Here is a 24,089-nt window from a genome sequence, read left to right on the forward strand (position 1 = left end):
GAGTATTTATGCTGAATGTGTTTCAGCAGTTTTGTCGATCTTTTGGATTAATCCAGCCAAGACTTTACCCGGACCTACTTCTGTAAAGGAAGTCGCTCCATCAGCTATCATTTGTTGAACAGATTGTGTCCATCGTACTGGTGCGGTCAATTGGATGATTAAGTTTTTCTTAATCTCCGCAGGATCTGAAACGGCGTTAGCGGTTACATTTTGATATACCGGACAAGTTGGTTGTGAAAAATGAGTAGCTTCGATAGCAGCAGCTAATTCCTCTCTAGCAGGTTCCATCATAGGGGAATGGAAAGCACCACCAACCGGAAGTATTAAAGCGCGTTTTGCACCGGCTTCTTTCATCGCTTCGCAGGCCTTCTCTACAGCAGTAGTTTCGCCAGAGATAACTAATTGTCCCGGGCAATTATAGTTTGCAGCTACAACAACACCGTCGATGGTTTTGCAAACGTTTTCAACAACATCGTCGGCTAAACCCAAAACAGCTGCCATAGTTGATGGAGTGATCTCACAAGCTTTTTGCATGGCTAAAGCGCGTTTTGAAACCAATAACAAAGCATCTTCAAAGGATAGTGTACCGTTGACAACTAGTGCGGAAAACTCACCTAAAGAATGTCCCGCAACCATGTCAGGTTGAAAGTCCGCTAGGGTTTTTGCTAATATTACAGAATGTAAAAAAACAGCCGGTTGAGTTACCTTGGTTTCCTTTAATTGTTCTGCCGTACCTTCAAACATAATATCGGTAATGCGGAAACCTAATATCTCATTAGCTTTCTCAAAAAGTGATTTGGCTACATCTGAAGTTTCATATAATTCTTTTCCCATTCCGGAGAATTGGGCACCTTGACCAGGAAAAACGTATGCTTTCATTTTTTAAATATTTTGTGTTTGTATACTTGAATACGATTGCGACGAATTGGTAGCGGTAGCTGATACAAATAATTCTGTCGTAATTGGTAGTATCCCATTTGATGTTTGTGCTTTGAGGTTACTACGTTTATATAGATAAACTTGATAACATGGGCACGAAGCGCTGCAAAAATAAGATATTTTTTGCATTTAAAATAATCAGATAAAAAAAGCCACTTTAGAAATAAAGTGGCTTTTTTATATGCATAACAGAAAGAGATTATTACATCACATCCATTCTGTGGTCTTCAATTTTAGCATTGTTTTTTAACGCTTCCATCACTTTAGACTGAGCTGTTCCACGGATTGTTGTAGTGGTTTTGGTTTTGTAGTTGTTGTAACTTGGTAAATCAGGAGCTAGGTTCACCGACTTAGTTTGAATTATATACACACCTTTATTACCGTCAATTAATGAAGACTGTGCTCCAGCTTTTAATGCAAACGCATTTCCAACAACCTTAGGTTCTGGTCCAACATTGATGATCAAAGGATTTTGTCTTGAAACATCTGTAGCTGTAGTTAAGGTAGCTCCTGTTTTAGCAGAAACTTCAGCTAAAGTTTTTCCCTCCATTTTAGGACGGATCAAAGCAGCTTTTTTCTCATTCATTAAAATAGGTGCCACAGTTGCTCTAGCTTCCTCAATACTTAATAATCCAGTTTCGTTTGCTGATTTTACTTTAACGATAACGTGACCATCTGCATTGTCGAATTTTTTGATATCACCTACTTTAGTAGCTTTGTTAAAAGCCCAAGTAACAATGGATCTTTGTTTTCCTACTAACGGTAACTGCTCATCAAACGGACGAACTGTAGTCGAAGGTTGGATAGGTAAGTTCATTTGTTTTGCCAAAGCTTCAAAATCTTTAGTCGCAACATCTTGTTCAAATTTGGTAGCTGTAGTATAAATTTGATCTGCAGTTGCTTCTGATACTTCTACTTTTCTAGCGATAGTAGCTAAGCGAATAGCATCTTTTTTCTCTAATACTTTAATTACGTGATATCCGAAGTCTGTTTCAACAACACCGATTTTCCCTGGTGCATTGCTGAATACGAATTCGTCAAACGGTTTTACCATTTGTCCTCTAGCGATATTGTCATATTCTCCAGCATTGTTCTTTGATCCTGGATCTTCTGAGTTTTCCATGGCTAAAGCTCCGAATTGAGCCGGATTTGCAAGAGCTTGTTTTAATAATTCATCAGCCTTTGCTTTCGCTTCTTCTTTGGTTCTTGTGATACCAGGCATCGGAGATGATGATCCAGCAAAAGAGATTAAGATATGTGCTGCTTTAACTTTTTCTCCAGGTTTTTTGTCAACCAAACGAGTTAAGCAATAGTGGTCATTGAATAAGTAAGGACCGAAAACTTCTCCTGGCTGTAAGTTGAATAATTCCTCTTGGTACTCTAAAGGTAAATCACTTTTAGAATAGAATAAAGAGTCAAATTTTACGTCAGAGTTTAGATTTACAAATTCTTTTAAATTTGACGTATTCTTAAATCCTGCAACTGTATCGTTTTTCTTAGTTTCATTATTGTAAACAATTGAAGATTTCAATAACTCGCTAATATTTTCTTTTACTTCAGCTTTATCTTTCTCAGAAGGAAGACTACTTACAAAAACATACTCGATATCACGTGTAGGTTCTGATTTGTATTGCTTTTCGTTTTTCTTTAAGTAAGTTTGAATTTCAGCATCCGTAACTTTTACTTGATCGTCATTGATTGAAGAGTAAGGAACAGTAACATAATCAAATGTTGCTTTGCTGTTTTCTACTTGGTACGTATTTTTAGCTTCAGCAGTTGTCGTATTTAAACCAGAACGTATCATAGAGAAATACATTTGCTCTAAGGCAAATTTCTCCAATTCTTTTTCATAAGCCAACCAAGAGTTCCATTGCTCTGCACCGCCTTTTTTCATCGTTACAATAAATTCATTGAATTTATTGATGTCGAATTTCCCCAATTGGTTTTGAAATTGTGGGTTGTTTGCAAAGTTTGGATTTGTTTTAATAACATTTACCAATTGATCTTTACCGATTTTTAATCCGATTTTTTCGAACTCTGTTCCAAGAAGTACAGAATTGACTTCATTGTTCCAAACCATATTGTTTGCCTGAGCTCCCACGGCTTGACCACTTTGTTCTGCTTGGGTTACTTTTTGCATAAATTGTTGGGTGTTGATTTCAACACCATTTATACTTCCAACATTTCTAGAACCCTTACCGACGCCTCCGCCTCGAACTAAGTCTCCTACAACAAATGCTAGTAAAGCAATACCAACGACCGCAATTAATAATACGGATTTCTGTCTAATTTTTGATAAAACTGCCATGTGTATTTAGTATGTGTAATTTTTTTCAGTGAGCGAAAATACAATTATCTATTTAATAATAAAAGTTATCAATCCTTATTTTTATAAATAATATTGATGTTTCGGGTCTATTTCGTCGAATTTCTCCAAAGTAGGCCCTTTTTGTTTTTTTTAAGCTTCTCTTTTGAGAAAATTAAGGACTTTTTTTTAAACCCTTAAAAAAAGGCAATTTTAAAGGTTGTAGTGATCTCTGCTAAAAAAAAAGCAATCTTGTGAGTCAAAACTTTGCCTATAAAAAAAACAGAAGTTTTGGCTTCTGTTTTTTATTTGCTGTTTTGATATCAATTATTGTTGCTTGTTTTTGTGATGGTCTTCCATTTTTTTTGCGTATTTCTTGCGGAAGAAAAACATGAAGATCGCTACGGCAGCTACGGCAATATTCAAATAATAATCTTGACTGTTCAAATATTTAGTTATTCCATCGTAAATGAAAAGCGCAGCAATAAATAAATAGAAATATGGGATAAAATTGTAAAGTTTCATAAGGCAAGGCGTGTTTTAACGTTTAGTCTGTTTTGTTTCTTTCGGCATAACTGTTTTGAGCAGTGACCGTTTGGAATTTACTGTCAAAATCAATTCCAATTCCTTCGGTAAAACTATTGTCGATGTCAGAAATTCTATAGAATTTTTCTGTAAAGAACCAATCGTTTTTTTGATCGTAATACAGTTGTTCCGTTTTCAGCTGTTTTCCATCGTCGCTGGTAATGATAACATTGCCACGGAGGTCTATCAGTTCTTTTTTGGTGTATTGGATCGCGTAATCCGCAAGGATCACTACCGAACTTTTCTGGTTTTTGGCATCAATCAGTGTCAAGTCAATACCTTTTGGAAATTCAGTAAAGGGATATTTAACTTGACTGTAATCTAACATACGTGGACTTAATAGGATGGCTTTTACGCGTCCGGAATCGACGTACTTTAAATTGATGTTTTCTGCATCACCTGAGGCAAAAAAAGGAACTGAGTTTATTTTTTGTATTTTTTTAAAATTGCTATCACAAGAAGCCATAAGGACCAATACGGTCATTAAGCTGATGGTTGATAACGTTGTTTTTATTAATGACATGGGCTTTGTTTTATTCGAAACGACGTTTAACAAACCACAAATCGTTTAACGAAATACCAACAGAAACATTAAAGTAATTCTCTTGAATTAAAGTATTGGTGTTTTTTCCTTTTTGTCCATATTCTAGACTCAGGTTGATGTTGGTTAGATTTCTTCCAACAGGGAATCCTGCTCCTAAGCTAAACGCATAGTCGTTTATCGATTGGTTGTCCAATACTAAACCGGTGTTTTCGAAACGAAATCCAGCGCGGTAAACAATGCGGTCAAAATAACTCGTAAAGGAATTGTGTTTTGGTATGTAGTAACCTCCAACGGTATATTTTTGAGAATCTTCAAAACTCGCCATGTCGGAAGTTAGATAATTGTTTTTTAATTTGCTGTTTTGTGTTTGCGTAAATTCGGCGCCTACAAACCATTTTTGAGCTTTTCCAATTCCCGTTCCAACGGTAAACTTAGATGGCATGGTTAAGTCGTTATTTGCCGCTTCGATTTCGCGCGTTTCAACGGCGTTAACTGTTCCGTTACTTGCGATCTGAACGATATCTAGAAAGGCAGTCGATTCTGCACTGATTTTGGTTTCGGGTGCATAGGTAAAACTACTATGCCAGTCGTAGCCTTTTACTTTTCGATTATAGAGTAATCCTGTATTGAAAGTAAAACCGCTGTAGTTGGTTTTAACGCGCTCTCTAGATCCTTTGGATATAAAAAAATTACTCCCATCATCAGAAATAAAAACGGTGGCACTTTTGTCAATGTCTCCAAAATTATAAGCGAAGTCAGCTCCAATTTGTAAATTGGGTAAAATCGAATAGGATAGTCCTGCAAAGGCTTTATTGATTCCTCCTTCACCAACAAAATCTTTTGATCTCTTTTGATCGCCAACTGCAATGTCGGAGTGAATTTTGTAACCTACAGAAGAAAATGGTAGGATTCCAAAGGATGCTCCAAAACGTCCTATTGGGATTCCCACTGCGATATAATCTACTAAAGTACTATTTGCCTTCTCTTTTATGTCGTTGCTTTTAAGCGTCGATGAAGTGTTTGTTCCTCCTAAAGTGAAAGTGGTTAGTTTTAATTTGGAAAAGGAAGCAGGGTTTTTCAGGTTTAGGTGTATACTGTCAGAGTATGTACTAATCCCCCCCATAGCTTTGTATTCGTTGGTTCCGCTAAAATTCACGTTTCCGATTCCGTAAAAGGAATAAGGTGATGCAGTTCCTTGTTGTGCTAATGCTGTAGATCCAATTAGTAAACTAAGGCCTAGAAAGATTTTTTTTATCATTGTCAATTATATATTGATGTATGGAATTCAAGCTTTCTAATAAAAAGTTTGAATGGGCAAATATGGTGTTTTTTAGTCTTTTTGCCAAAAAAACTGCATCCCCTCCTGTTAAAATTATAGTTAAATCTTGAAAACGAGACTGATACGTTTCAATTAGTTGGTCGATTTCGCAGCTCAATCCGTTGATAACACCGGAGTGTATCGATTCTTGTGTCGAATTACCGATGATGTCTAGAGGTTCTTGTAGTTGTAATAGCGGGAGTTTGGCCGTATAATCGTGTAAGGATTTATAACGCAAACCAATTCCCGGTGAAATTGCGCCTCCCAGATAGTGATTGTGTTGTGAAATAAAATCATAGGTTACGCAAGTGCCGGCGTCGATTACTAAACGATTTTGCTGCGGATACATCAAAGTGGCGCCAGCGGCCAATACCATGCGGTCAATACCAAGTGTCGTTGGGGTGCTGTAGTCATTTTGAAACGGAAAAGGACTTTTATGGCTAATAATGATCAACTCGGAATGGGCTTGGAGCCAATTTAAAGTAGCTGGTTCCAATTTTCCAACAGAAGAAAGGATGATTTTGGGGGTGGGAGTGATTTTTTTTAAAATTTTTTTAAAATTTTCTAAAAAATTTTCATGCTCCAAAATGTGAATTTCTCCAATCCTATTGTTCTCAAATAAAGCGACTTTGGTTCTGGTGTTGCCGATATCAATGGTTAAAAGCATGGTAGAATAGTTGGTTCAAGCAAAGATATGTAATGATTTTTTTGCAAAAGGGTTTGTTTAAATAAAAAACTGTTCTATATTTGCAACCGCTTACAAGGACAGTATGTCGTTGAAATCAAAAGCCAAATGGTGCCTTAGCTCAGTTGGTAGAGCAATGGACTGAAAATCCATGTGTCCCTGGTTCGATTCCTGGAGGCACCACAAATTTGCTTTTGATTTACAAGCCGCTTAAAAGTTTACTTTTAAGGTGCCTTAGCTCAGTTGGTAGAGCAATGGACTGAAAATCCATGTGTCCCTGGTTCGATTCCTGGAGGCACCACAAAAAATCCCGATCTTAATTGATTGGGATTTTTTTTTGACTTTTTTTTCGTAATTTAAAAAAGTAAAGGAGCAGGGCGCATCTAAAGGGTTTGATCGTGCTAGGTGTTTTTGATTCTTGTTTTATCGCGGTAGCGTTGTAGGTTTTCAATTGAGTGTGTCAATGCAGCTTGAAGTGCCTTATTTGGGGCAGTTTTAAGCGTTTGTAGGGCATTTCTGGATTGTATGGTAAAGAGAATGTTTAGGTATAAAAAAAAACTGCCTAGGCAGTTTTTTTATTAATATTATTTGTGGTTAGCCGTTGAAAAATTAAATGGTTCTCATTTCTAATTCCATGCGTTCCACATCAAGTTTTAAGGTTTGAACTTTTGTTTTTAACTTCAATAGCTCTGCTTTTCCTTTGAGTTCTTTTAAAGGGGTTAAAGATCCTTTTCGAAGGTTTTTTTCAAATTTGTCGGTTTGCGTTCTCAGGCGGTCCTCTTGTTTGTAGAGTTTGCTTTTTGTTTTTTGGAGTTTACGCGTTGATTTCGCTAACTTATCTTGTTTTTTAATTTCAAGTTTTTGCTCTTTTTCAAGTTTCTTTTGCGCTTTCTCAAGCGCTTTTTGATCCTTAATTGCTTGAAGTTCCTTTTGTTCTAAATCCTTAACAAGTTTTTCTTGATTCTTTTGTTCGGCGTTAAGTAGATCTTGTTGGTGTTTTAAGCGAATTTCTTCTTCTTTAGCTTGTAGTTTTTCGGTTTCATTACCAACGGTTTGTGTACTTTCTTTAACTTGCTCTAAAGCTGTATTTACTTCTGTTTTTTCCGTGGAGATTTCTTGTATTTTTTCAATCGCTTTGTTTTTTTCAGTTTCGATAGTAGAAACTTCTTGTGCAGACATCAATTGAGTTGAGGCAAATAGAATACCTACAAACCATAGTGTTTTTTTCATTGTAAAAATTGAGTTAGATGTTTTTGTTTGTTGATTTTAATTGTAAGGCAAATTAGATGCCAATTTTACCATTCGTTTACTTTATTTGCATCTAGTTTGAGAAAAATAAATAACAATATAGTAAAGGCTAGCAAGCTGGATCCTCCATAAGAGAAAAAAGGTAAGGGTACACCGATTGTTGGAAATAAACCTACGAGCATAGTTATGTTTAGTCCGAAATGAATAAATAGAAAACAGACGACGCAATAACCGTAGACTCGTGTAAATCGTGATTTTTGCTGTTCACACAGGTATATCAGCCGTAGAAATAAGCAAACAAATAAAATGACAATGACCGAGGCGCCAACAAATCCCCATTCCTCACCTACAGTGGTGAAAATATAATCGGTGTGTTGTTCAGGTACAAATCCTCCTTTGGTTTGAGTGCCTTCTAAGAATCCTTTTCCAAACCAACCTCCTGAACCAATGGCTATTTTTGATTGGTTTAAGTTATAGCCCTCTCGTTGAAGATTGACATCTTCGCCAATCAATACATTGATTCGATCCTTTTGGTGGGGCTCCAATACTTCGTCGTATACATAATCGACAGAAAATACAAAAGTCATCATCACCACGGCCAAGCCGAGATATAAAAAGGGATTTCTGTTGATCTTTTTGTTAAAAATAAAGTGAATAATACTGACCACTGCTATTAATCCGATAATAAAACCGGGCTTGATAACTAACGACATGACAAATAAAGCAATCACGATAAAACCCGTCCACAGATACCATGAGGGCAAGCCCTCCCGATACAACACAAATATTAGTGAGGCGAAAAGCATGGCGCTTCCCGTATCGTGCTGTAAAATTAATAGTGTCGGTATGCCGATGATGGCTAAGGCAATCATTTGATCCTTAAAGGTACTTAAGCTGTCTTGAGAGTCGGCGATAAACTTAGCTAGTAGTAGTGCTGTAGTAGTTTTTACAAACTCAGAAGGTTGAATTCCAAATCCACCAAATTGGTACCAGTTGGTTTGTCCTTTAACCGTTTTTCCAAAAACCATCAGTCCCAATATCGAGAGTATACCGATAATGTAGAAAATCATCGGGTATTTTTCATAAAACTTTGCATCGATCGATACTACTAATATTATTAAGGGTATCGAAGCCATGATAAATAGTAGCTGGCGTCCGTAGATCTGATTTAAGTCAAAAAATGAAGTGGCTTCATTGGGTAATGAGGCAGAATATATATTGAGCCAGCCAGCAAAAACGAGAGTAAAGTAGAGCAGGATTGATATCCAATCAATGGTGCTTTTAACGCTTTGGTTTTTCATCCTATTGTGGTAATTTGGCTTGTTGTGGTAGTTTGGCTTGTTGTTGTAAGGTGATTACTTTGGCGTATTCACTTTCTAAACTGCCCTCTAGCATTCTTTTCTCCAAGTCCGTTCTCGTTATTTCTTTGCGCAGGTATTTCTCTATCATCAAGCTGGTAATTGGGGCTGCCCATCGAGCTCCCCAAGCTCCGTTTTCGATAAATACGGCAATGGCTATTTTCGGATCGTCTTTAGGTGCAAAGGCGACAAATACAGAGTGGTCTGCTAATTGTACTCTTTTTGTGCCTACTTTGATGAAATTTTCTACAGTTCCTGTCTTTCCGCAAACTTCAATTCCATCGAGTTGAACACTGCGTCCCGATCCAAAATTATATACATCAAACAAACCATTAATAACAGGAGTGAAATATTGTGGGTCAATAGTAGTGATGTTTTTGGTGGTGAATTTCGGATCTATTTCGTGTTTCTCAATTTTTTTGATAATATGTGGTGTATAAAAATACCCTCTGTTAGCAATAGTGGCCATCATGTTGGCTAACTGCATCGGAGTCATAACGACCTCGCCTTGTCCAATGGCGTTGGAAATGGTAGTGGTGCTTCGCCAACCTCCATTGGGATACCAACGGTCATAATAGTTTGACGAGGGAATATGTCCTTTTCGTCCGTCTGGTAAATCATAGCCAAGAAACTCACCCAATCCAAAACTTTTTAGATGGCTGCTCCAAGCATCAATACCGTATCGCGGTTTGCTGTATTTTTCAATAATTCTTTTATATACGTTAGCGAAGTAGGTGTTGCAAGAACTGGCGATGGCTCTGTTTAACGAAATGCTTCCTGAATCGTGGCATTTCATAAAAGCACCTCTACCATAAAAGAAACCGTGATTACAAACAAAAGCGGTTTGTTCATTAATCACTTCCTCTTGTAAACCAATTAATCCAGTTAATATCTTAAAAGTGGATCCCGGAGAATATTCACCAGACAATACGCGGTTAAATAAAGGTTTCGAAATCGAATCATTGAATAAGGCGGTATAGTTCTTAGATCGATCTCTACCAACGAGTAAGCTGGGATCATAACTAGGTGCGGTGACTAAAGCTAAGATTTCACCTGTTTTGGGTTCAATAGCAACAATACCTCCGCGCTTATTTTGCATCAGTAGTTCACCGTATTCTTGTAAGTCGACATCTAGGGTTAGTGTGATGTCTTCTCCTTTAACGGCGATCGTATCGTAATGACCGTTTTTAAAAGAACCAATTTCCCTATTAAAACGATCTCTTTGAATATATTTCACTCCTTTTGTTCCTCTTAAAACAGTTTCGTACTCTTGTTCGACTCCCTGGATTCCGATTAAATCACCACTTCGATAGTAGGAGCTTCCCTTGACGTTTTGTTCGTTGACTTGGCGGATATATCCAAAGATATTGGCTCCTGAATGTACTTGATAGTCACGTAGTGATCTTTTTTGGATATAGAAACCGTTGAAATGCCTGATCTTTTCTTGAAAAGCAGCATATTCAGCCTTGTTTAATTGAGGTAAAAATACAGAGGGTAGACGCGGACTGTAAACACGGGCCTTGTCTAGTTTTTTTATAAAGTCTTCCTTGGTTACGTCCAACATTTGGCAAAGCGCTATCGTATCGATTTCTTTAACCTCCTGAGGGATGACCATAATGTCGTATGAGGGTTGATTGGCAATTAATAATTTGCCGTTTCGGTCATAAATATAACCGCGTTCTGGGTATTCATAAACAATTTTTAAAGCGTTGTTTTCAGACTTCTTAATATAGGAATCGTCAATTACTTGCAAATAAAGTAGTCTTACCAATATTGCGATAGCAACGGATACAATTAAAAAGGGTAAGAGGAATTTTCTCATTTTTTAGATGGTTTGATCAAGTAAATTATTAAGATGCATAGTATTAGGGTGAATAATGTTGTCAGTAAAGTTCGTAAAAGAATTTCCCAAATAAAATTAAATCTAAATATTTCTAGGCCAAATAAAATGGTATGATGGAGTAGTACTCCTATAAGTAAATAAGTAAAGAGCTCTTTAGAGATTTTGTCCGTTATTTTGATGGTGTGGTATTCGTAGCTGATACCGTATGAAAATTTAAGCAGGTCTTCTCTGTAATAGGCGAGTATAACGCAGGCTGCTGCATGAACACCTCCAGAGTTTTCAAACATATCCAAACCTAAGCCTAAGATAAAACTACAGATGATTAAAAAAGCTTTATTTCCATTTATAGGGAAAAGCAGTATAAATAAGATATACGGGAACGGATTAATAAAATTAAAAAGCTCCATATTGTTAAACACCAAAATTTGAAGGGCGAACAACAGTATAAATCGAATGATATTTAATGTTACAGTGCTATTCATCTTTCGTTGCTTCTTCTAAATGGTTGATCTCTTCAATGTCGTTGTTTTTGATGATGTATACATAACCCAAATTGGTCATATCATTGAATAGACGCACGCTGATTGTATAGTAATTAGAGCTTTTGTCGACAAAAACTTTGTCTATCGCTCCAATTGGAATGTTTTCTGGGAATATAATCGACTTACCTCCGGTTACTATGGTATCTCCTTTGTGTAGATCTGCCAAACGGGGGATGTCGATCAGTTGTACGTAGCCCGTATTTTTACCATCCCAGTTTAGAGTACCAAAGTGATTAGATCCCTTTATTTTGGCGTTGATCTGTGACTTGACATTCAAGATACTTTGTACGGTAGAGTAATTGTTTGACGATACTTCTATGATTCCTAAAACACCTCTGCTGTTGATAACTCCCATGTCGGGGCGAATGCCGTTTTTTGCTCCCCCTTTTATCGTGAGGTAGTTTTCTTTTGATTTAAAAGAATTGCGAATCACCTTGCCGAGTATAACTTCAAACTCAACATTTTCTATAGGTTTACTCTCGTTGATTTCTAGTGAATCGCTTGGATTAATGGAGTTGTAAAGAATTTTTTTAAGCGCTGCATTTTCAAATGCTAATTCGTCATTCTGCTGTTTGAGGCTAAAATAGATCTTGGTATTGTTGATCTTTTCATAGACATAACCGGTGAAGGCATTAGCAGAACCTAAAACGCGACTCCTGTGAAAGGAGTGCGTTTGAATAGTAAGTAGTAAAGAAGTTGCCAAAAGCAGCAAAAACAGTAACTTAGTACTGTTTTTTATAAAAAAATTTATTATTTGCTGCATGTGTAAATATTATTTGATAAGTATGCTTTTAAACTTATTGATGTTTTTTATTACTAGTCCAGTCCCTCTTACAACGGCTCTTAAAGGATCTTCAGCAATATAAACAGGTAGGTCGGTCTTTTGAGAAATACGCTTGTCCAGTCCTCTTAACATCGAACCTCCTCCTGCTAAGTAGATACCTGTGTTGTAAATATCTGCTGCTAATTCTGGAGGCGTCTGAGATAAGGTTTCCATAACAGCGTCTTCGATACGTTGGATTGATTTGTCCAAAGCTTTGGCAATTTCACGATAGGAAACGGTAACCTGTTTTGGTTTTCCGGTTAATAAATCTCGACCTTGTACTAAAAGATCATCTGGTGGTGCTTCTAAATCTTCTGTTGCGGCACCAATTTGAATTTTTATTTTTTCGGCGGTACTTTCTCCAACAAATAAATTGTGTTGGGTACGCATATAATAAATAATATCATTGGTGAAAACATCACCGGCAATTTTTACAGATTTGTCGCAAACGATACCTCCAAGAGCTATTACTGCGATTTCAGTGGTACCTCCACCTATATCCACAATCATATTTCCCTTTGGTTGCATGATATCTACACCAATACCTATAGCTGCTGACATGGGTTCATGGATTAGATATACCTCTTTTCCATTAACGCGCTCACAAGATTCTTTTACCGCTCTCATTTCTACTTCGGTAATTCCCGAAGGAATACAAACTACCATACGTAGAGCTGGAGTGAAAAGTTTTTTTCTCAGTGCAGGAATACTTTTAATGAACATACTGATCATTTTTTCCGAAGCGTCAAAATCAGCAATTACACCGTCTTTTAAAGGGCGGATTGTTTTTATGTTACCATGAGTTTTTCCCTGCATTAAACTAGCTTCTTTACCAACAGCAATAATTTTACCCGTTGTTCTATCGCGAGCTACGATAGAAGGATTATCAACAACAACTTTTCCGTCGTGGATAATCAGTGTGTTAGCAGTCCCAAGGTCAATAGCGATGTCCTCGGTCATGAAATCAAAAAATCCCATACAATTAAAAGGGTTTTATAGGTTATAAAATTTTAGATTACAAAAATAATAAAATTAATGTTTGAAATGACGAATTCCAGTAAATACCATGGAAACATTATTTTTGTTGCAGTAATCTATACTCAATTCATCTTTGATAGAACCCCCCGGCTGAATCACAGCAGAGATTCCGGCATTATGAGCGATTTCTACACAGTCTGGAAAAGGGAAAAAAGCATCACTGGCCATAACAGCTCCTCTTAAATCAAATTGAAAAGCTTGTGCTTTTTCAATGGCTTGTTTAAGGGCATCAACTCTTGATGTTTGGCCTGTGCCTGAAGCACATAGCTGTCTGTTTTTGGTCAATACTATCGTATTGGATTTGGTGTGTTTACAGATTTTCGAAGCGAACAACAAGTCTTCAATTTCTTCTTGAGAAGGAGCCGTAGTAGTAACGTTTGATAAATGTTCTTTATTGTCTGTAATTAAATCTTTTTCTTGAACTAAAATTCCGTTTAGACAAGTTCTCACTTGTTTCTTAGGAAGCTCAAGATCTTTTTGTATTAAAACAATTCTGTTTTTCTTTTCTTTTAAAATCTCAATAGCTTGATCGTCATAAGATGGAGCGATAACCACTTCACAGAATAAAGAATTTATTTCCGTTGCTGTAGCAACATCAATATTTCCATTCGCTATTAGAACTCCTCCAAAAGCAGAGGTTGGATCTCCTGCTAATGCAGCTAAATAAGCTTCTTTCATCGTGGACATTTGAGCTACTCCACAAGCGTTGTTGTGTTTGAGTATGGCAAAAGTAGGTTGTTCTCCCTTGAACTCTCCCATTAAGTTCACAGCAGCATCAACATCTAGTAAATTGTTGTAAGACAATTCTTTTCCGTGTAACTTATCAAATATTTGATCAAATTCTCCGAAGAAAAAACCTTTTTGATGAGGATTTTCGCCATATCTCAACTCCTGACCGTTGTCTAAACTGGTCTTTAAAATCGTTTCTTCAGTGTTGAAGTAATTAAATATAGCGCTGTCGTAATGAGATGATACGTGGAAAGCTTTTGTAGCCAACCAACGACGTTGCTCCAAAGTTGTAGCTCCATTATGGCTAACGATCATCTCTAAAAAAGCTTCGTATTCATTGACAGAGGCTACGATGATGGTGTCTTTAAAGTTTTTAGCGGCAGCACGGATTAACGAAATACCACCAATATCAATCTTTTCAATGATATCAGCTTCGCTAGCTCCTGAAGCTACTGTTTTTTCAAAAGGATACAGATCCACAATAACCAAATCAATCTGTGGAATCTCAAACTCCTTCATTTGTGCTACATCACCTTCATGATCTTGACGGTTTAAAATCCCTCCGAAAATTTTTGGGTGTAACGTTTTAACGCGACCTCCCAAGATAGACGGATACGAAGTTACATCCTCAACTGCTACTACAGGGATACCTAAATCCTTGATAAATGTTTCAGTTCCTCCAGTAGAATATATCGTTACTTGATTGGCGTGAAGTTGTTTTACGATTGGTTCTAAACCGTCTTTGTCAAAAACGGAAATTAAAGCCGATTGAATTGTTTTAGTTGTGTTCATGTTGCGTTTTGGTTTAATCTGCAAAAGTAGTTATTGTTCACGTATTTATAAAGAATTCTGAACATGATTTTAAAAAAAAAATGTTTTTTTTGAAAGCTTATTTTACAAGCGGGTTTCCGATCGAGAATACACTGGATTTATTTTTATTTATTGTAATTTGTAACAAAATTACGCCGGTGTTTACTAATAGGGTAGAGCACGTCTTAACGCGGTGTAATACTCCATAAAAATATGCTGTTATACTTAAGATTACTTAACGAAAGTTTCTTTTTTGCAATTAATGCTTTGCGAAACAACAAACTGCGGACCATTTTATCGCTACTAGGAGTGACGGTGGGTATTTTTTCGATTATAGCCGTTTTATCTGCTGTGGACTCTATGGATCGAAAGATTAAGTCAGATCTAAGCGGTATTGATCGCAATATGATTTATTTATTCAATCATCCATTTGGACCCTCTGATATCCCCCAGTGGAAAATAAATCAGTTCCCGAAGTTTACCTATAATGAATATGAATATTTGCGTAGAAATGTCGCTGATATCGATAAGATTTCGTTCAACTTATTTACCAGCTCCGAAAATATTAAATACGGGGCTAATACGGTTAATGATATTAGTATTGAACCCGGTACTGCGCAAATAGAATCTCTAGATAATCTAAAGATCGCTCAGGGACGATTTTTCAATGAATCCGAATCCAGTTCCGGAGCGGCAGTGATTGTGTTAGGACATGAAGTAGCGGTCAATTTATTTGGAACCGAAGATCCCATTGGAAAATACGTGCGTTTATACGGAAGACGGTTTACCGTTTTAGGTGTGTTAGAGAAAGAGGGGATGACGAGCTTCGGAATGAGTAAAGACGCTAAGGCATTTATCTGTTCGAATTTTTACCGTCAAGTTTTTGGAGACAATACTTTGAGAGCGACGCCCGCAATAGTTTTAAAACCGAAGCAAGGTGTAGATATAGAAGAGTTCAAGGATGAGCTCACTCAGAAAATTCGCGCATATCGAGGTATAAAGCCTTCGGAAGACAATAATTTTTTTGTAAATATTATTGCCGGTATGTTGGAAATGGTTGATAATATTATTGGACAAATGAATATAGTAGGCTGGATTATCAGTGGCTTTTCACTATTGGTAGGTGGGTTTGGTATTGCCAATATTATGTTTGTTTCCGTGAAAGAACGAACCAGTTTGATTGGAATTCAAAAGTCGTTGGGTGCGAAAAATAGATTTATACTGTTTCAGTTTTTATTTGAAGCCGTGATATTGTCTTTGTTTGGCGGATTGATCGGAATGGTTTTGGTTTGGATTATTGCCATGATCGTGACTCAATTATTGGATTTCGAGTTTGTGTTGAGCTTTAGCAATATTGTAATCGGAACTGGTTTGGCGGTGTTTATCGGGCTTTTGTCTGGAATTCTTCCTGCTGTATCCGCTTCCAAGTTAGATCCTGTAGAAGCCATCCGGACGGGTAATTAAGGTATTTGTCGATTGCCGATTAAACGATAACAAAAAAGGCTCTTAAATAGATTAAGAGCCTTTTTTTATACTGTAGATTATTTGCTAATCGGTCTGTTTAGAATCAGATCTAAATAGAGATTAACATTTTTCTTTAGTTCTTTTCTCAAAGTAATGAAATCTAAGAAACCGTGTTCCAACAAAAATTCAGAGGTTTGAAAGCCTTCTGGCAAATCTTTACCCGTAGTGTCTTTTACAATACGTGGACCAGCAAATCCTATTAAGGCTCCTGGTTCAGCGATATTGATATCTCCCAACATAGCGAACGATGCTGAAATACCTCCTGTTGTAGGATCGGTACACATGGAGATATAAGGTATTTTTGCTTCAGCGAGCTGAGCTAGTTTTGCAGAGGTTTTAGCCATCTGCATTAAAGAATATCCCGCCTCCATCATACGAGCACCTCCAGATTTGGAAATCATCATAAATGGAATCTTGTGTTTGATAGAATAATCGATACCTCGAGCTATTTTTTCTCCAACTACCGCTCCCATAGATCCACCAATAAATGCGAAGTCCATTGCGGCTATAACTAAAGCAGATCCATTAGATTTTCCAACAGCAACGCGAACCGCATCTTTTAGTTGGGTCTTGTCCATGGCTTCTTTCAAGCGATCAACGTATTTTTTGGTATCCTCAAATTTCAAAGGATCCTTTGAAGTAAGATTTTTTGCAATTTCTTTATATTCGTTGTTGTCAAAAAGAATCTCGAAATATTCTTTACTGCCTATTCTAACGTGGTATCCGTCTTCAGGGCTTACCCAAAGATTGTGCGCTAGCTCATCAGAATCAATAATTTTTCCCGTTGGCGATTTGTACCACAAACCTTTTGGGACGTCTTTTTTGTTTTCTGTTGGGGTCTGTATTCCTTTTTCTGTTCTTTTAAACCAAGCCATAAATTCTTTATTTTATTTTATAATATAGTGAAGAGCGAAGAATTATAATGTATTCACATTATTTAAGTCTTCAAAAGCCTGTTTTAAACGGGCATTAAAAGTCAATTCTCCTTCTCTTACCCATTTTCTAGGATCGTAGTACTTTTTGTTCGGTAACTCGGAGCCTTCTGGATTTCCTATTTGGGTTTTTAAATATTCAACGTTTTCTACGATATAATCGCGAACGCCTTCTGTAAAGGCAAATTGCAAATCGGTATCTAAATTCATCTTGATTACTCCATAAGAAATAGCTTCTCTAATTTCTTCTAAAGTAGAACCAGATCCTCCATGAAATACAAAATCAACTGGATTGTCAGTAGTTTGGAATTTCTTAGCTACAAATTCTTGGGAGTTCTTTAAAATTTTAGGAGTCAATTTGACATTTCCTGGTTTGTAAACACCATGTACATTCCCAAAGGCTGCTGCGATGGTAAAACGAGGGCTTACTTTTAAAAGTTCTTCGTAAGCATAAGCAACTTCTTCCGGTTGCGTATACAGTTTTGAAGAATCAACATGCGAATTGTCTACGCCATCTTCCTCACCACCAGTAATTCCCAATTCAATTTCCAAGGTCATTCCCATTTTGCTCATGCGCTCAAGGTATCTTTTAGAAATCTCAATATTTTCTTCAATTGGTTCTTCCGACAAATCAATCATATGTGAACTGAAAAGCGGTTTTCCATAGATTTTCATGTTTTCTTCACTGGCATCTAATAAACCATCAATCCAAGGCAATAAGTTTTTTGCGCAATGGTCGGTATGCAATATTACGGTGGCTCCGTATAGTTCTGCTAAGGCATGGATGTGTTTTGCTCCGGCAATTCCACCTGCAATAGCAGATTTCTGGTTTTCGTTTGACAAACCTTTTCCCGCTATAAACGAGCAACCTCCATTTGAAAATTGTATAATCACTGGTGCGTTTAACTTGGCAGCTGTTTCCATTACCCCATTAATCGTACTTGAACTCGTTACATTGATTGCTGGCAAAGCAAACCCTTTTTCTTTTGCGTATCTAAAGATTTCCTGTACTTGGTCGCCAAAAGCTACTCCAGGTTTTATATTATGTGCCATATTAGTTGTGTGTTTAAGAGTTGACAAAATTAATAATTATTATTTGATTAGAAAGGATAATTAATTCCAACATTTACTACCACCTTTCCAAAATTGAGTTCTTTAAACCATTTTTCTCCTTCTGGTTTCGATGGATTGTAGGTTTTAAATCCTAAATCGAATCGAAAGACAAAGAAACTAAAATCATATCGAAGTCCAAAACCGCTTCCTAAGGCCAAATCACCCAAGGATTTTACGCCATTAAAGGTATAAGCTTCGTCTTCTACGTGATCAAAGATATTCCATATATTCCCAGCATCCAAAAATAAGGCTCCATTCCATTTTCCCGTAATGTTAAATCGGTATTCTGCACTGGCAAATAATTTCATGTTTGCTTCATTAAAATCATTGATGGCGCCACTGCTACCAGGACCTAGACGGTATGAATGCCAAGCGCGGTTGTCATTTGATCCACCGGCAAAATAGCTTCGAGAAAAAGGAATACTGTTTGAATTGCCATACGGAATGGCAATACCTCCAAAAGTATGGAAGGCAAGAACTTGTTGGCGACCTAGATCCCAGTATTTGATAAAATCAATTTCTGTTTTGACGTACTGAGAGAACTCTACATTGAGTAAAGTATGATTCCCATTTTCATTGACATTTGATTTATTGCTTTTTGTCAAAAGACTAACCAATCCTCCAGCAGATTCAAATTTAGCTTTAAAAGTATAAAAATTATTATCCTTAATATCGGTTTTAGACGACTTGGTAAATGAAATATTGGCTGCTAAAATAAGATTGTTCTCCGATAACCTCAATCGACGTTCTTCAATACTGCGAACGTTTTGGTAATCAGACGTACCGGGTAATACACTTGTTTGTCCGGCTAATACATCATTAATAAAAGTATTGGCTCTGCCATCTTGTATGGCTAAATCTCCTTTGGAATCGAAATAGTCACCGTCTTTTTCATAGCGTTGTGCTATGTCATTTAAGGTGTTATAAGAGGATTTGTAAACGATAAAGTAATTTGATGGGTTGGTATTTCGTACATATTGTAAGTTCAATAGGTCCAAACTATAACTGGTATTTCGTTTTGGAGACCAGCTGTAGTTGACGATTCCCGTGAAATTCTCTTTGTCTAATCCGATGTTTTGTTGTCTGAAAAGACCAAAACTCATCATGGTTCTCGGAAGCATGCTCTTGGGGATAATGCTCTCGGTTTTTATCGGGAAAACCAAACGTGGAAAAGACAATTTGGTGTCAATACCGTATTCTGATACATTTAAAAAGACGTTATTGGGATTGGCCATATCTCTTGATGATCCGACACTTCCACGTAAACCGATATCTAGGATTTCTGCTCCTCTAAATACATTTCGGATTATAAGCCCCATGTTTCCCGCAATACCAAAATCTTGTATATTGGAGTGGGTAACGTCTAACGAGGGGTTAAAAGTCATTTTTTTACGCGGCGTCAAAAAGATATTAGCTACCAAAGACTGACCGGTACTGTCTCGTTGATCTTCGATATATTCGATAGATGGGTAATTGAAAATACGTAAATTACTGATTGACCTCGAAGTTAGTACCCTACGGAAATCACTAAAAGTACTTCCTTTAGTAATAAAAATAGCATCGGTTAACGCCTTAGGGCGGTATTCTAATTTGTTGGCACTATAAATATTGAAATTGTTAAAGTTGATGCTGTCGGCAATATTTTCTACCTTTTTAGAAGTATTGTCGGTAAAGATATTAACATCGCTGATTTTGTAAATTTTAAACGGTACTTGTACTAAGGTGTCTCCGGACTTTACCGTTCTATCATCGATGATTAATTCGATATTGGCTTTGTGGTTGTTGTTAATCGTGTCAACGTCGTAGTGAATGTTGCTCTCTTGAAAATAATAGGCACCATTATTTCTAAAGCTTGTGGTAATGCGTTTTCGCTCGGCTTCAAAGTCTTTTGAATTGTACACTTTCTCTGGTACCACTAGGGCTTTGGAGGCATTTTTTTTATACAAACTATCGAGTGCAGGAGTAAAGATGCGTGTGGATACAGAATCAATCACATATACTTTTCCCGTTTCGATTTGGTAAGTGACTTTTGTTTTTTGATCGCCGATACTGTCAACCTGAGTCTGTACAGTTGTATTAAAAAAACCCTGATTGAAGTAATAATTTTTTAAACGGATAACGGAACGATTCATTCGGTTCTCTTCGTATAGGACCGGAGGCTCTCCTGTATTCTTTAAAAATTGACTAAAACCAGAAACGGCAAAGGATTTTCCCAAACGACCTACCTGTTTTTCCGATAAAAAGGCGGTTAAATTGCGGTGTGTTGTTGGGTGTTTGTCCAGCCAAGCTTGATAACTTGAATCGGCATTGGGTTTGGCTAAATTGTATAAGTGCAAGCGCAATCGATACCCAAGAATAGAGCTGTTTGGCTGTTGGTATAGTTGATTGTGTACTGCTTCGGTTGAATTTTTCTTTCCATTTTCGAAAATCTCGTTTTGCATCAGCAACGAGCGGTTCTCAGGAACTCTCCTAGTGAGAGTACAAGAAAAAAAACTTACACTTATTAATAGAAATAGTGCTATTTTTGATGTTTTATCTTTCAAGTCAATATAAATAGTAGGTCAAAAATACATTTTTTATGGTTACTAAAAACCAAATCAAACTAATAAAAAGTTTGCAGCAAAAAAAATACCGCAAACAACATCAATTATTTCTTGCTGAAGGAGTAAAAGTAATCCAAGAGTTGGTCAATTCCAATTTAAAATTACAGCAATTATTTTGTACAGAAGCGGTTGATATCAAGGTAGACCCAAGTAAGGTTGTGCTAATATCAGACAGTGATTTAAGCAAGATTACCGCTTTGAATACCGCCAATAATTGTTTGGCAATATTTGAAATTCCTCAGGCAGAAGTGAAGCCAATCAATGGATTGGTATTGGTTTTAGACGATGTTCGCGATCCGGGGAATATGGGAACGATCATTCGTCTTTGCGATTGGTTCGGGATTCGCCATTTGGTATGTTCGCCCCAAACGGTGGATGTTTACAATCCAAAAGTGATTCAAGCAACGATGGGTTCTGTCACTCGAGTTGATGTCGTTTATCTTGACCTACCCGTATTTTTAAAAGAAAAGGCTCATTTGCCGATATTCGGAACTTTTATGGATGGGCAATCTATTTACAAACAGGAGTTGCCTGCGGAAGGACTTATAGTGATGGGGAATGAGGCAAACGGCATTTCGGCAGAAATAGAATCTTTGGTCAATCAACGTATCGCTATACCGCGATTTGGTGATTTACAACAAACCGAAAGCTTAAATGTCGCGATGGCCACAGCTATAGTGCTCAGTGAATTTTCTCGTGCCAATTAGATAGGGGGTGTGACTGCGGCTTTACTCTAGTGAAAAGTAAAGTTAACAAAGATACCTCTCGTTTTCATCGATTCAATGCCGCCGGTCCAAGGACTCTCTGGGCGATTATCTCGAATCAGCTCGTCGTCTATACCGAATACGCCACGAATCGATGGGGAAAATTTGAAATATTCAAAATATAAATCAACTCCAACCCCCAATTCGTAATTGTTCGTCCATTGTTTCATTCTGAATCGCCCTTCGTAATTGTCGTCTTTAGAATTGAAATTACTGCTCAAATTCAGTGTAGAAGAAAATCCTCCTACTACAAAAGGACGAACATTTCCAGTTCGTAAAGCTGAAAATTTTAATAATAGCGGGAAATGTATATAGGTCGAATTGACTTCGCGATTCGCAGAGCCCTGATTAGCTATATTGGGGAAATGTAAATTTCGCTGCGAGTAGTACAAACCCGGCTCAAAGCGCAGATCCAGATACTCCATCAAACGCAGGTTTCCAACCAATCCGACATTAAAGCCAATGTTCGTTCTGACTTCTACATCTAAGTCGTTGTTTTTTTCGTAATAGGTAGGGTCGTAATCAAATTTAAAGTCATAGGAGTTAAACCCTAGGAAATATCCCCAATACACGCGTTGTTTGTCCCAATCTTGCATGTTGAGTAAAGGTTTTTTACCAAACATAGATTGTGAAAAGCTTTGACAGCTAAACAGTACAATAGCAATGAAGAATATTTTTTTCATTTGAGTTTTTTTGTTTTTTAGTATACAGCTCACCGCCGTGTTTAATTTGATGCTACCAATGGGTAAACTTCGCGTTAAATACGATCTTTTTTTACTTAGATGCGGCATAAATGGTAGCTACTCCACCAAGTGTCTGTGGCATATCTCTAACTTCTATAAACCCAACTTTTCTCAAAATATTGTTTAACGCTTCTCCATAAGGGAAATTTGTTGCCGATTCTGATAAATAAGTATATGCTTTTTTGTCTTTTGAGAATATTTTTCCAATTATTGGCATCAATCCGTTGGTAAATATAGCATATCCTTGCTTAAAAGGAAATTTTGTAGGCACAGAAGTTTCTAAAATCACAAAAATTCCTCCTGGTTTTAACACACGCAGTATTTCGGCAAGCCCTTTTTCTAAGGTTTCGAAATTTCGTACTCCAAAGGCAACGGTAATTGCGTCAAAATAATTGTCCTCAAAGGGAAGATTTTCGGAATCACCTAAGACCATCTCAATGCGGCTGTTCAGGTTTCTTTCTTTTATTTTTTGTTTACCCACTTCAAGCATACCTTCAGAAATATCCAATCCGATGATTTGTATAGCTTGGGTTTCTGCCATTAAAATAGCTAAATCGCCTGTTCCTGTAGCGATGTCTAATACGCGTTTTGGATTGGTGTCGGCGACTAGTTTAAGAACTTTTTTACGCCATTTTACATCATTTCCCAATGAAATAATACGGTTCAAACGGTCGTATTTTCCAGAAATGGTGTCAAACATTTGTGCCACTTGTTCTTTTTTGCCTAATTCGGATTCTTTATATGGGGTGATATTCTTTGACATTTCTCTATTTTTTACAAATATAGGTATTCTTTGTAAATATGGTTGTGAGCAAATCGCGATATTCCCTTTAAAAGCTATAAATCGTCAAAAGAGTAGGCGTTGCTATTAAGAGGAGATAATTTGTAAACGAAGCAGTGGCTAAGGAGTCGTATTGTCAGATCAAAAGAGAAAGTAAAAATCCGTGTAGACCTCGGTCAAACACGGATTTCTTAATATAATTTATTTTAGGTCGTAAACCATATGGTAATATTCACCGCCCATAAATGTCAGAGTCTCCTTGGCTTTAAAGCCAACTCTTTCATAGAGTTTTTGAGCATTTGGATTTTCAAAATCCACTAGTAAACCAACTTGTTTATACTGCTGTTCACGCGCATATTGGATGATGTGCTGTAATAATGAACTGCCAATTCCTTTGCCTTGAGCTGAAGGTGCAACTGCTAGAGTATCTAAATACAATTCCCCGGCTTGGGTTTCGTTCTCAGGATGCAATTCTAAACCATAACGACTGCTTATGTGTTCTAATACCGGCTTTCTCAATTCTTCGAGTTTACCCCCGTCATAACACGTAATAGAACCCCAGATGTCCTCGTGCTCATCAACAGCAACGAAAGTATTTTGATAGCTATATTGGTTGTTTTCTGATCGAAAAAAATGAGTTAAAAACTGGATGGCTTCCTCGATGTCACTCTTGCCAATAAAGGAAAAAACAATATCTTCCATGGCTTGTAACATCATTTCTGGAACGATGTCGTGATCCTCAATTTTTGCAGCTCTAATTATCATCTGATTTAAATGTTAGGTGAGTAAAATATTTGTCAAACACAAAAGTACGTTTTTTGCTTAGTATACTATAGTGAAAAGGAGGGCAATTTTTTAGAGC

Annotated in this window: 21 protein-coding genes and 2 tRNA genes; 4 read left to right on the forward strand and 19 right to left on the reverse strand. The window is 37.0% G+C overall.

What is annotated here, in order from left to right:
- Nucleotides 1–6 precede the first annotated feature (6 nt).
- From fabD to L1275_RS13100, 6 genes are all read right to left on the reverse strand, one after another.
- Complete coding sequence (gene fabD, locus L1275_RS13075) at nucleotides 7–879, reverse strand: ACP S-malonyltransferase (RefSeq protein ID WP_253474118.1); 873 nt, start codon at nucleotides 877–879, stop codon at nucleotides 7–9.
- Nucleotides 880–1,141: 262 nt separating this feature from the next.
- Entirely contained in the window at nucleotides 1,142–3,247 is a 2,106-nt protein-coding gene (locus L1275_RS13080; RefSeq protein WP_253474121.1) for a peptidylprolyl isomerase, read from the reverse strand.
- A gap of 324 nt (nucleotides 3,248–3,571) precedes the next feature.
- On the reverse strand, nucleotides 3,572–3,769 hold the full coding sequence (locus L1275_RS13085; RefSeq protein ID WP_253474124.1) for a hypothetical protein: 198 nt from the start codon (nucleotides 3,767–3,769) through the stop codon (nucleotides 3,572–3,574).
- 22 nt (nucleotides 3,770–3,791) lie between these two features.
- Nucleotides 3,792–4,352 (reverse strand): LPS export ABC transporter periplasmic protein LptC, encoded by a 561-nt coding sequence (lptC, locus tag L1275_RS13090; RefSeq protein WP_253474126.1) that lies wholly within the window; start codon nucleotides 4,350–4,352, stop codon nucleotides 3,792–3,794.
- A 10-nt stretch (nucleotides 4,353–4,362) separates the two neighbouring features.
- The gene (locus tag L1275_RS13095; protein WP_253474128.1) at nucleotides 4,363–5,631 is read right to left on the reverse strand and encodes a hypothetical protein; all 1,269 of its coding nucleotides are present in this window, start codon (nucleotides 5,629–5,631) and stop codon (nucleotides 4,363–4,365) included.
- The gene (locus L1275_RS13100) at nucleotides 5,603–6,358 is read right to left on the reverse strand and encodes a type III pantothenate kinase (RefSeq protein WP_253474130.1); all 756 of its coding nucleotides are present in this window, start codon (nucleotides 6,356–6,358) and stop codon (nucleotides 5,603–5,605) included. Before L1275_RS13100 ends, L1275_RS13095 begins: the two co-directional genes overlap by 29 nt.
- 128 nt (nucleotides 6,359–6,486) lie before the next feature.
- On the opposite strand from L1275_RS13100, the gene L1275_RS13105 reads away from it, so the two are divergent.
- Nucleotides 6,487–6,559: transfer RNA gene (locus L1275_RS13105), tRNA-Phe, on the forward strand.
- A gap of 45 nt (nucleotides 6,560–6,604) precedes the next feature.
- A tRNA-Phe gene (locus tag L1275_RS13110) sits at nucleotides 6,605–6,677 on the forward strand.
- 308 nt (nucleotides 6,678–6,985) lie between these two features.
- On the opposite strand, the gene L1275_RS13115 is transcribed toward L1275_RS13110, so the two are convergent.
- The 7 genes from L1275_RS13115 to purH all read right to left on the reverse strand — a co-directional run bounded on the left by L1275_RS13115 (nucleotide 6,986) and on the right by purH (nucleotide 14,749).
- Nucleotides 6,986–7,606 (reverse strand): hypothetical protein, encoded by a 621-nt coding sequence (locus L1275_RS13115; RefSeq protein WP_253474132.1) that lies wholly within the window; start codon nucleotides 7,604–7,606, stop codon nucleotides 6,986–6,988.
- A gap of 65 nt (nucleotides 7,607–7,671) precedes the next feature.
- Nucleotides 7,672–8,925: a rod shape-determining protein RodA gene (rodA, locus tag L1275_RS13120; protein ID WP_253474134.1), complete on the reverse strand. Its 1,254-nt coding sequence runs from the start codon at nucleotides 8,923–8,925 to the stop codon at nucleotides 7,672–7,674.
- Nucleotide 8,926: 1 nt separating this feature from the next.
- A complete protein-coding gene (mrdA, locus tag L1275_RS13125) occupies nucleotides 8,927–10,804 on the reverse strand; it encodes a penicillin-binding protein 2 (RefSeq protein ID WP_253474136.1) in 1,878 nt (625 codons plus the stop codon).
- The gene (gene mreD, locus L1275_RS13130) at nucleotides 10,801–11,307 is read right to left on the reverse strand and encodes a rod shape-determining protein MreD (protein WP_253474138.1); all 507 of its coding nucleotides are present in this window, start codon (nucleotides 11,305–11,307) and stop codon (nucleotides 10,801–10,803) included. The genes mrdA and mreD overlap by 4 nt, the downstream gene beginning before the upstream one ends.
- Entirely contained in the window at nucleotides 11,300–12,130 is an 831-nt protein-coding gene (mreC, locus tag L1275_RS13135; RefSeq protein ID WP_253474141.1) for a rod shape-determining protein MreC, read from the reverse strand. The genes mreD and mreC overlap by 8 nt, the downstream gene beginning before the upstream one ends.
- A 9-nt stretch (nucleotides 12,131–12,139) precedes the next feature.
- Nucleotides 12,140–13,168, reverse strand: coding sequence for a rod shape-determining protein (locus L1275_RS13140; RefSeq protein WP_219289889.1), 1,029 nt, complete (start codon nucleotides 13,166–13,168; stop codon nucleotides 12,140–12,142).
- A gap of 54 nt (nucleotides 13,169–13,222) precedes the next feature.
- Nucleotides 13,223–14,749 carry a bifunctional phosphoribosylaminoimidazolecarboxamide formyltransferase/IMP cyclohydrolase gene (gene purH, locus L1275_RS13145; RefSeq protein WP_253474144.1) on the reverse strand — a complete coding sequence of 509 codons (1,527 nt, stop codon included), beginning with the start codon at nucleotides 14,747–14,749 and terminating at the stop codon, nucleotides 13,223–13,225.
- Nucleotides 14,750–14,980: 231 nt separating this feature from the next.
- On the opposite strand from purH, the gene L1275_RS13150 reads away from it, so the two are divergent.
- Complete coding sequence (locus L1275_RS13150) at nucleotides 14,981–16,231, forward strand: ABC transporter permease (protein WP_253474146.1); 1,251 nt, start codon at nucleotides 14,981–14,983, stop codon at nucleotides 16,229–16,231.
- A gap of 77 nt (nucleotides 16,232–16,308) precedes the next feature.
- On the opposite strand, the gene accD is transcribed toward L1275_RS13150, so the two are convergent.
- Genes accD through L1275_RS13165 form a run of 3 tightly spaced genes read right to left on the reverse strand, consistent with a single transcriptional unit; the run spans nucleotide 16,309 to nucleotide 20,840 of the window.
- Nucleotides 16,309–17,166: an acetyl-CoA carboxylase, carboxyltransferase subunit beta gene (accD, locus tag L1275_RS13155; protein WP_253474149.1), complete on the reverse strand. Its 858-nt coding sequence runs from the start codon at nucleotides 17,164–17,166 to the stop codon at nucleotides 16,309–16,311.
- Between the two features lie 42 nt (nucleotides 17,167–17,208).
- Nucleotides 17,209–18,276: a class II fructose-bisphosphate aldolase gene (gene fbaA / locus L1275_RS13160; protein WP_253474152.1), complete on the reverse strand. Its 1,068-nt coding sequence runs from the start codon at nucleotides 18,274–18,276 to the stop codon at nucleotides 17,209–17,211.
- Between the two features lie 47 nt (nucleotides 18,277–18,323).
- Nucleotides 18,324–20,840, reverse strand: a complete 2,517-nt coding sequence (locus L1275_RS13165) for a BamA/TamA family outer membrane protein (protein WP_253474299.1) — start codon at nucleotides 20,838–20,840, stop codon at nucleotides 18,324–18,326.
- A 74-nt stretch (nucleotides 20,841–20,914) separates the two neighbouring features.
- Here L1275_RS13165 and L1275_RS13170 point away from each other — a divergent pair, with 74 nt between their 5' ends.
- A complete protein-coding gene (locus tag L1275_RS13170) occupies nucleotides 20,915–21,646 on the forward strand; it encodes an RNA methyltransferase (protein WP_253474155.1) in 732 nt (243 codons plus the stop codon).
- A gap of 26 nt (nucleotides 21,647–21,672) precedes the next feature.
- Here L1275_RS13170 and L1275_RS13175 read toward each other — a convergent pair whose 3' ends face one another.
- The 3 genes from L1275_RS13175 to L1275_RS13185 all read right to left on the reverse strand — a co-directional run bounded on the left by L1275_RS13175 (nucleotide 21,673) and on the right by L1275_RS13185 (nucleotide 23,992).
- Nucleotides 21,673–22,386 (reverse strand): porin family protein, encoded by a 714-nt coding sequence (locus L1275_RS13175; RefSeq protein WP_253474158.1) that lies wholly within the window; start codon nucleotides 22,384–22,386, stop codon nucleotides 21,673–21,675.
- Between the two features lie 91 nt (nucleotides 22,387–22,477).
- Nucleotides 22,478–23,209, reverse strand: a complete 732-nt coding sequence (ubiE, locus tag L1275_RS13180; protein ID WP_253474161.1) for a bifunctional demethylmenaquinone methyltransferase/2-methoxy-6-polyprenyl-1,4-benzoquinol methylase UbiE — start codon at nucleotides 23,207–23,209, stop codon at nucleotides 22,478–22,480.
- A gap of 219 nt (nucleotides 23,210–23,428) precedes the next feature.
- A complete protein-coding gene (locus L1275_RS13185) occupies nucleotides 23,429–23,992 on the reverse strand; it encodes a GNAT family N-acetyltransferase (protein WP_253474164.1) in 564 nt (187 codons plus the stop codon).
- Nucleotides 23,993–24,089: the final 97 nt, after the last annotated feature.

It is taken from the genome of Flavobacterium sp. HSC-61S13 (assembly GCF_024171535.1).
Classification (GTDB): domain Bacteria; phylum Bacteroidota; class Bacteroidia; order Flavobacteriales; family Flavobacteriaceae; genus Flavobacterium.

Coding starts and splice junctions, on each gene's coding strand:
- fabD (WP_253474118.1), bottom strand. CDS start 879: ATGAAAGCATACGTTTTTCCTGGTCAAGGTGCCCAATTCTCCGGAATG.
- L1275_RS13080 (WP_253474121.1), bottom strand. CDS start 3,247: ATGGCAGTTTTATCAAAAATTAGACAGAAATCCGTATTATTAATTGCG.
- L1275_RS13085 (WP_253474124.1), bottom strand. CDS start 3,769: ATGAAACTTTACAATTTTATCCCATATTTCTATTTATTTATTGCTGCG.
- lptC (WP_253474126.1), bottom strand. CDS start 4,352: ATGTCATTAATAAAAACAACGTTATCAACCATCAGCTTAATGACCGTA.
- L1275_RS13095 (WP_253474128.1), bottom strand. CDS start 5,631: ATGATAAAAAAAATCTTTCTAGGCCTTAGTTTACTAATTGGATCTACA.
- L1275_RS13100 (WP_253474130.1), bottom strand. CDS start 6,358: ATGCTTTTAACCATTGATATCGGCAACACCAGAACCAAAGTCGCTTTA.
- L1275_RS13115 (WP_253474132.1), bottom strand. CDS start 7,606: ATGAAAAAAACACTATGGTTTGTAGGTATTCTATTTGCCTCAACTCAA.
- rodA (WP_253474134.1), bottom strand. CDS start 8,925: ATGAAAAACCAAAGCGTTAAAAGCACCATTGATTGGATATCAATCCTG.
- mrdA (WP_253474136.1), bottom strand. CDS start 10,804: ATGAGAAAATTCCTCTTACCCTTTTTAATTGTATCCGTTGCTATCGCA.
- mreD (WP_253474138.1), bottom strand. CDS start 11,307: ATGAATAGCACTGTAACATTAAATATCATTCGATTTATACTGTTGTTC.
- mreC (WP_253474141.1), bottom strand. CDS start 12,130: ATGCAGCAAATAATAAATTTTTTTATAAAAAACAGTACTAAGTTACTG.
- L1275_RS13140 (WP_219289889.1), bottom strand. CDS start 13,168: ATGGGATTTTTTGATTTCATGACCGAGGACATCGCTATTGACCTTGGG.
- purH (WP_253474144.1), bottom strand. CDS start 14,749: ATGAACACAACTAAAACAATTCAATCGGCTTTAATTTCCGTTTTTGAC.
- L1275_RS13150 (WP_253474146.1), top strand. CDS start 14,981: ATGCTGTTATACTTAAGATTACTTAACGAAAGTTTCTTTTTTGCAATT.
- accD (WP_253474149.1), bottom strand. CDS start 17,166: ATGGCTTGGTTTAAAAGAACAGAAAAAGGAATACAGACCCCAACAGAA.
- fbaA (WP_253474152.1), bottom strand. CDS start 18,276: ATGGCACATAATATAAAACCTGGAGTAGCTTTTGGCGACCAAGTACAG.
- L1275_RS13170 (WP_253474155.1), top strand. CDS start 20,915: ATGGTTACTAAAAACCAAATCAAACTAATAAAAAGTTTGCAGCAAAAA.
- L1275_RS13175 (WP_253474158.1), bottom strand. CDS start 22,386: ATGAAAAAAATATTCTTCATTGCTATTGTACTGTTTAGCTGTCAAAGC.
- ubiE (WP_253474161.1), bottom strand. CDS start 23,209: ATGTCAAAGAATATCACCCCATATAAAGAATCCGAATTAGGCAAAAAA.
- L1275_RS13185 (WP_253474164.1), bottom strand. CDS start 23,992: ATGATAATTAGAGCTGCAAAAATTGAGGATCACGACATCGTTCCAGAA.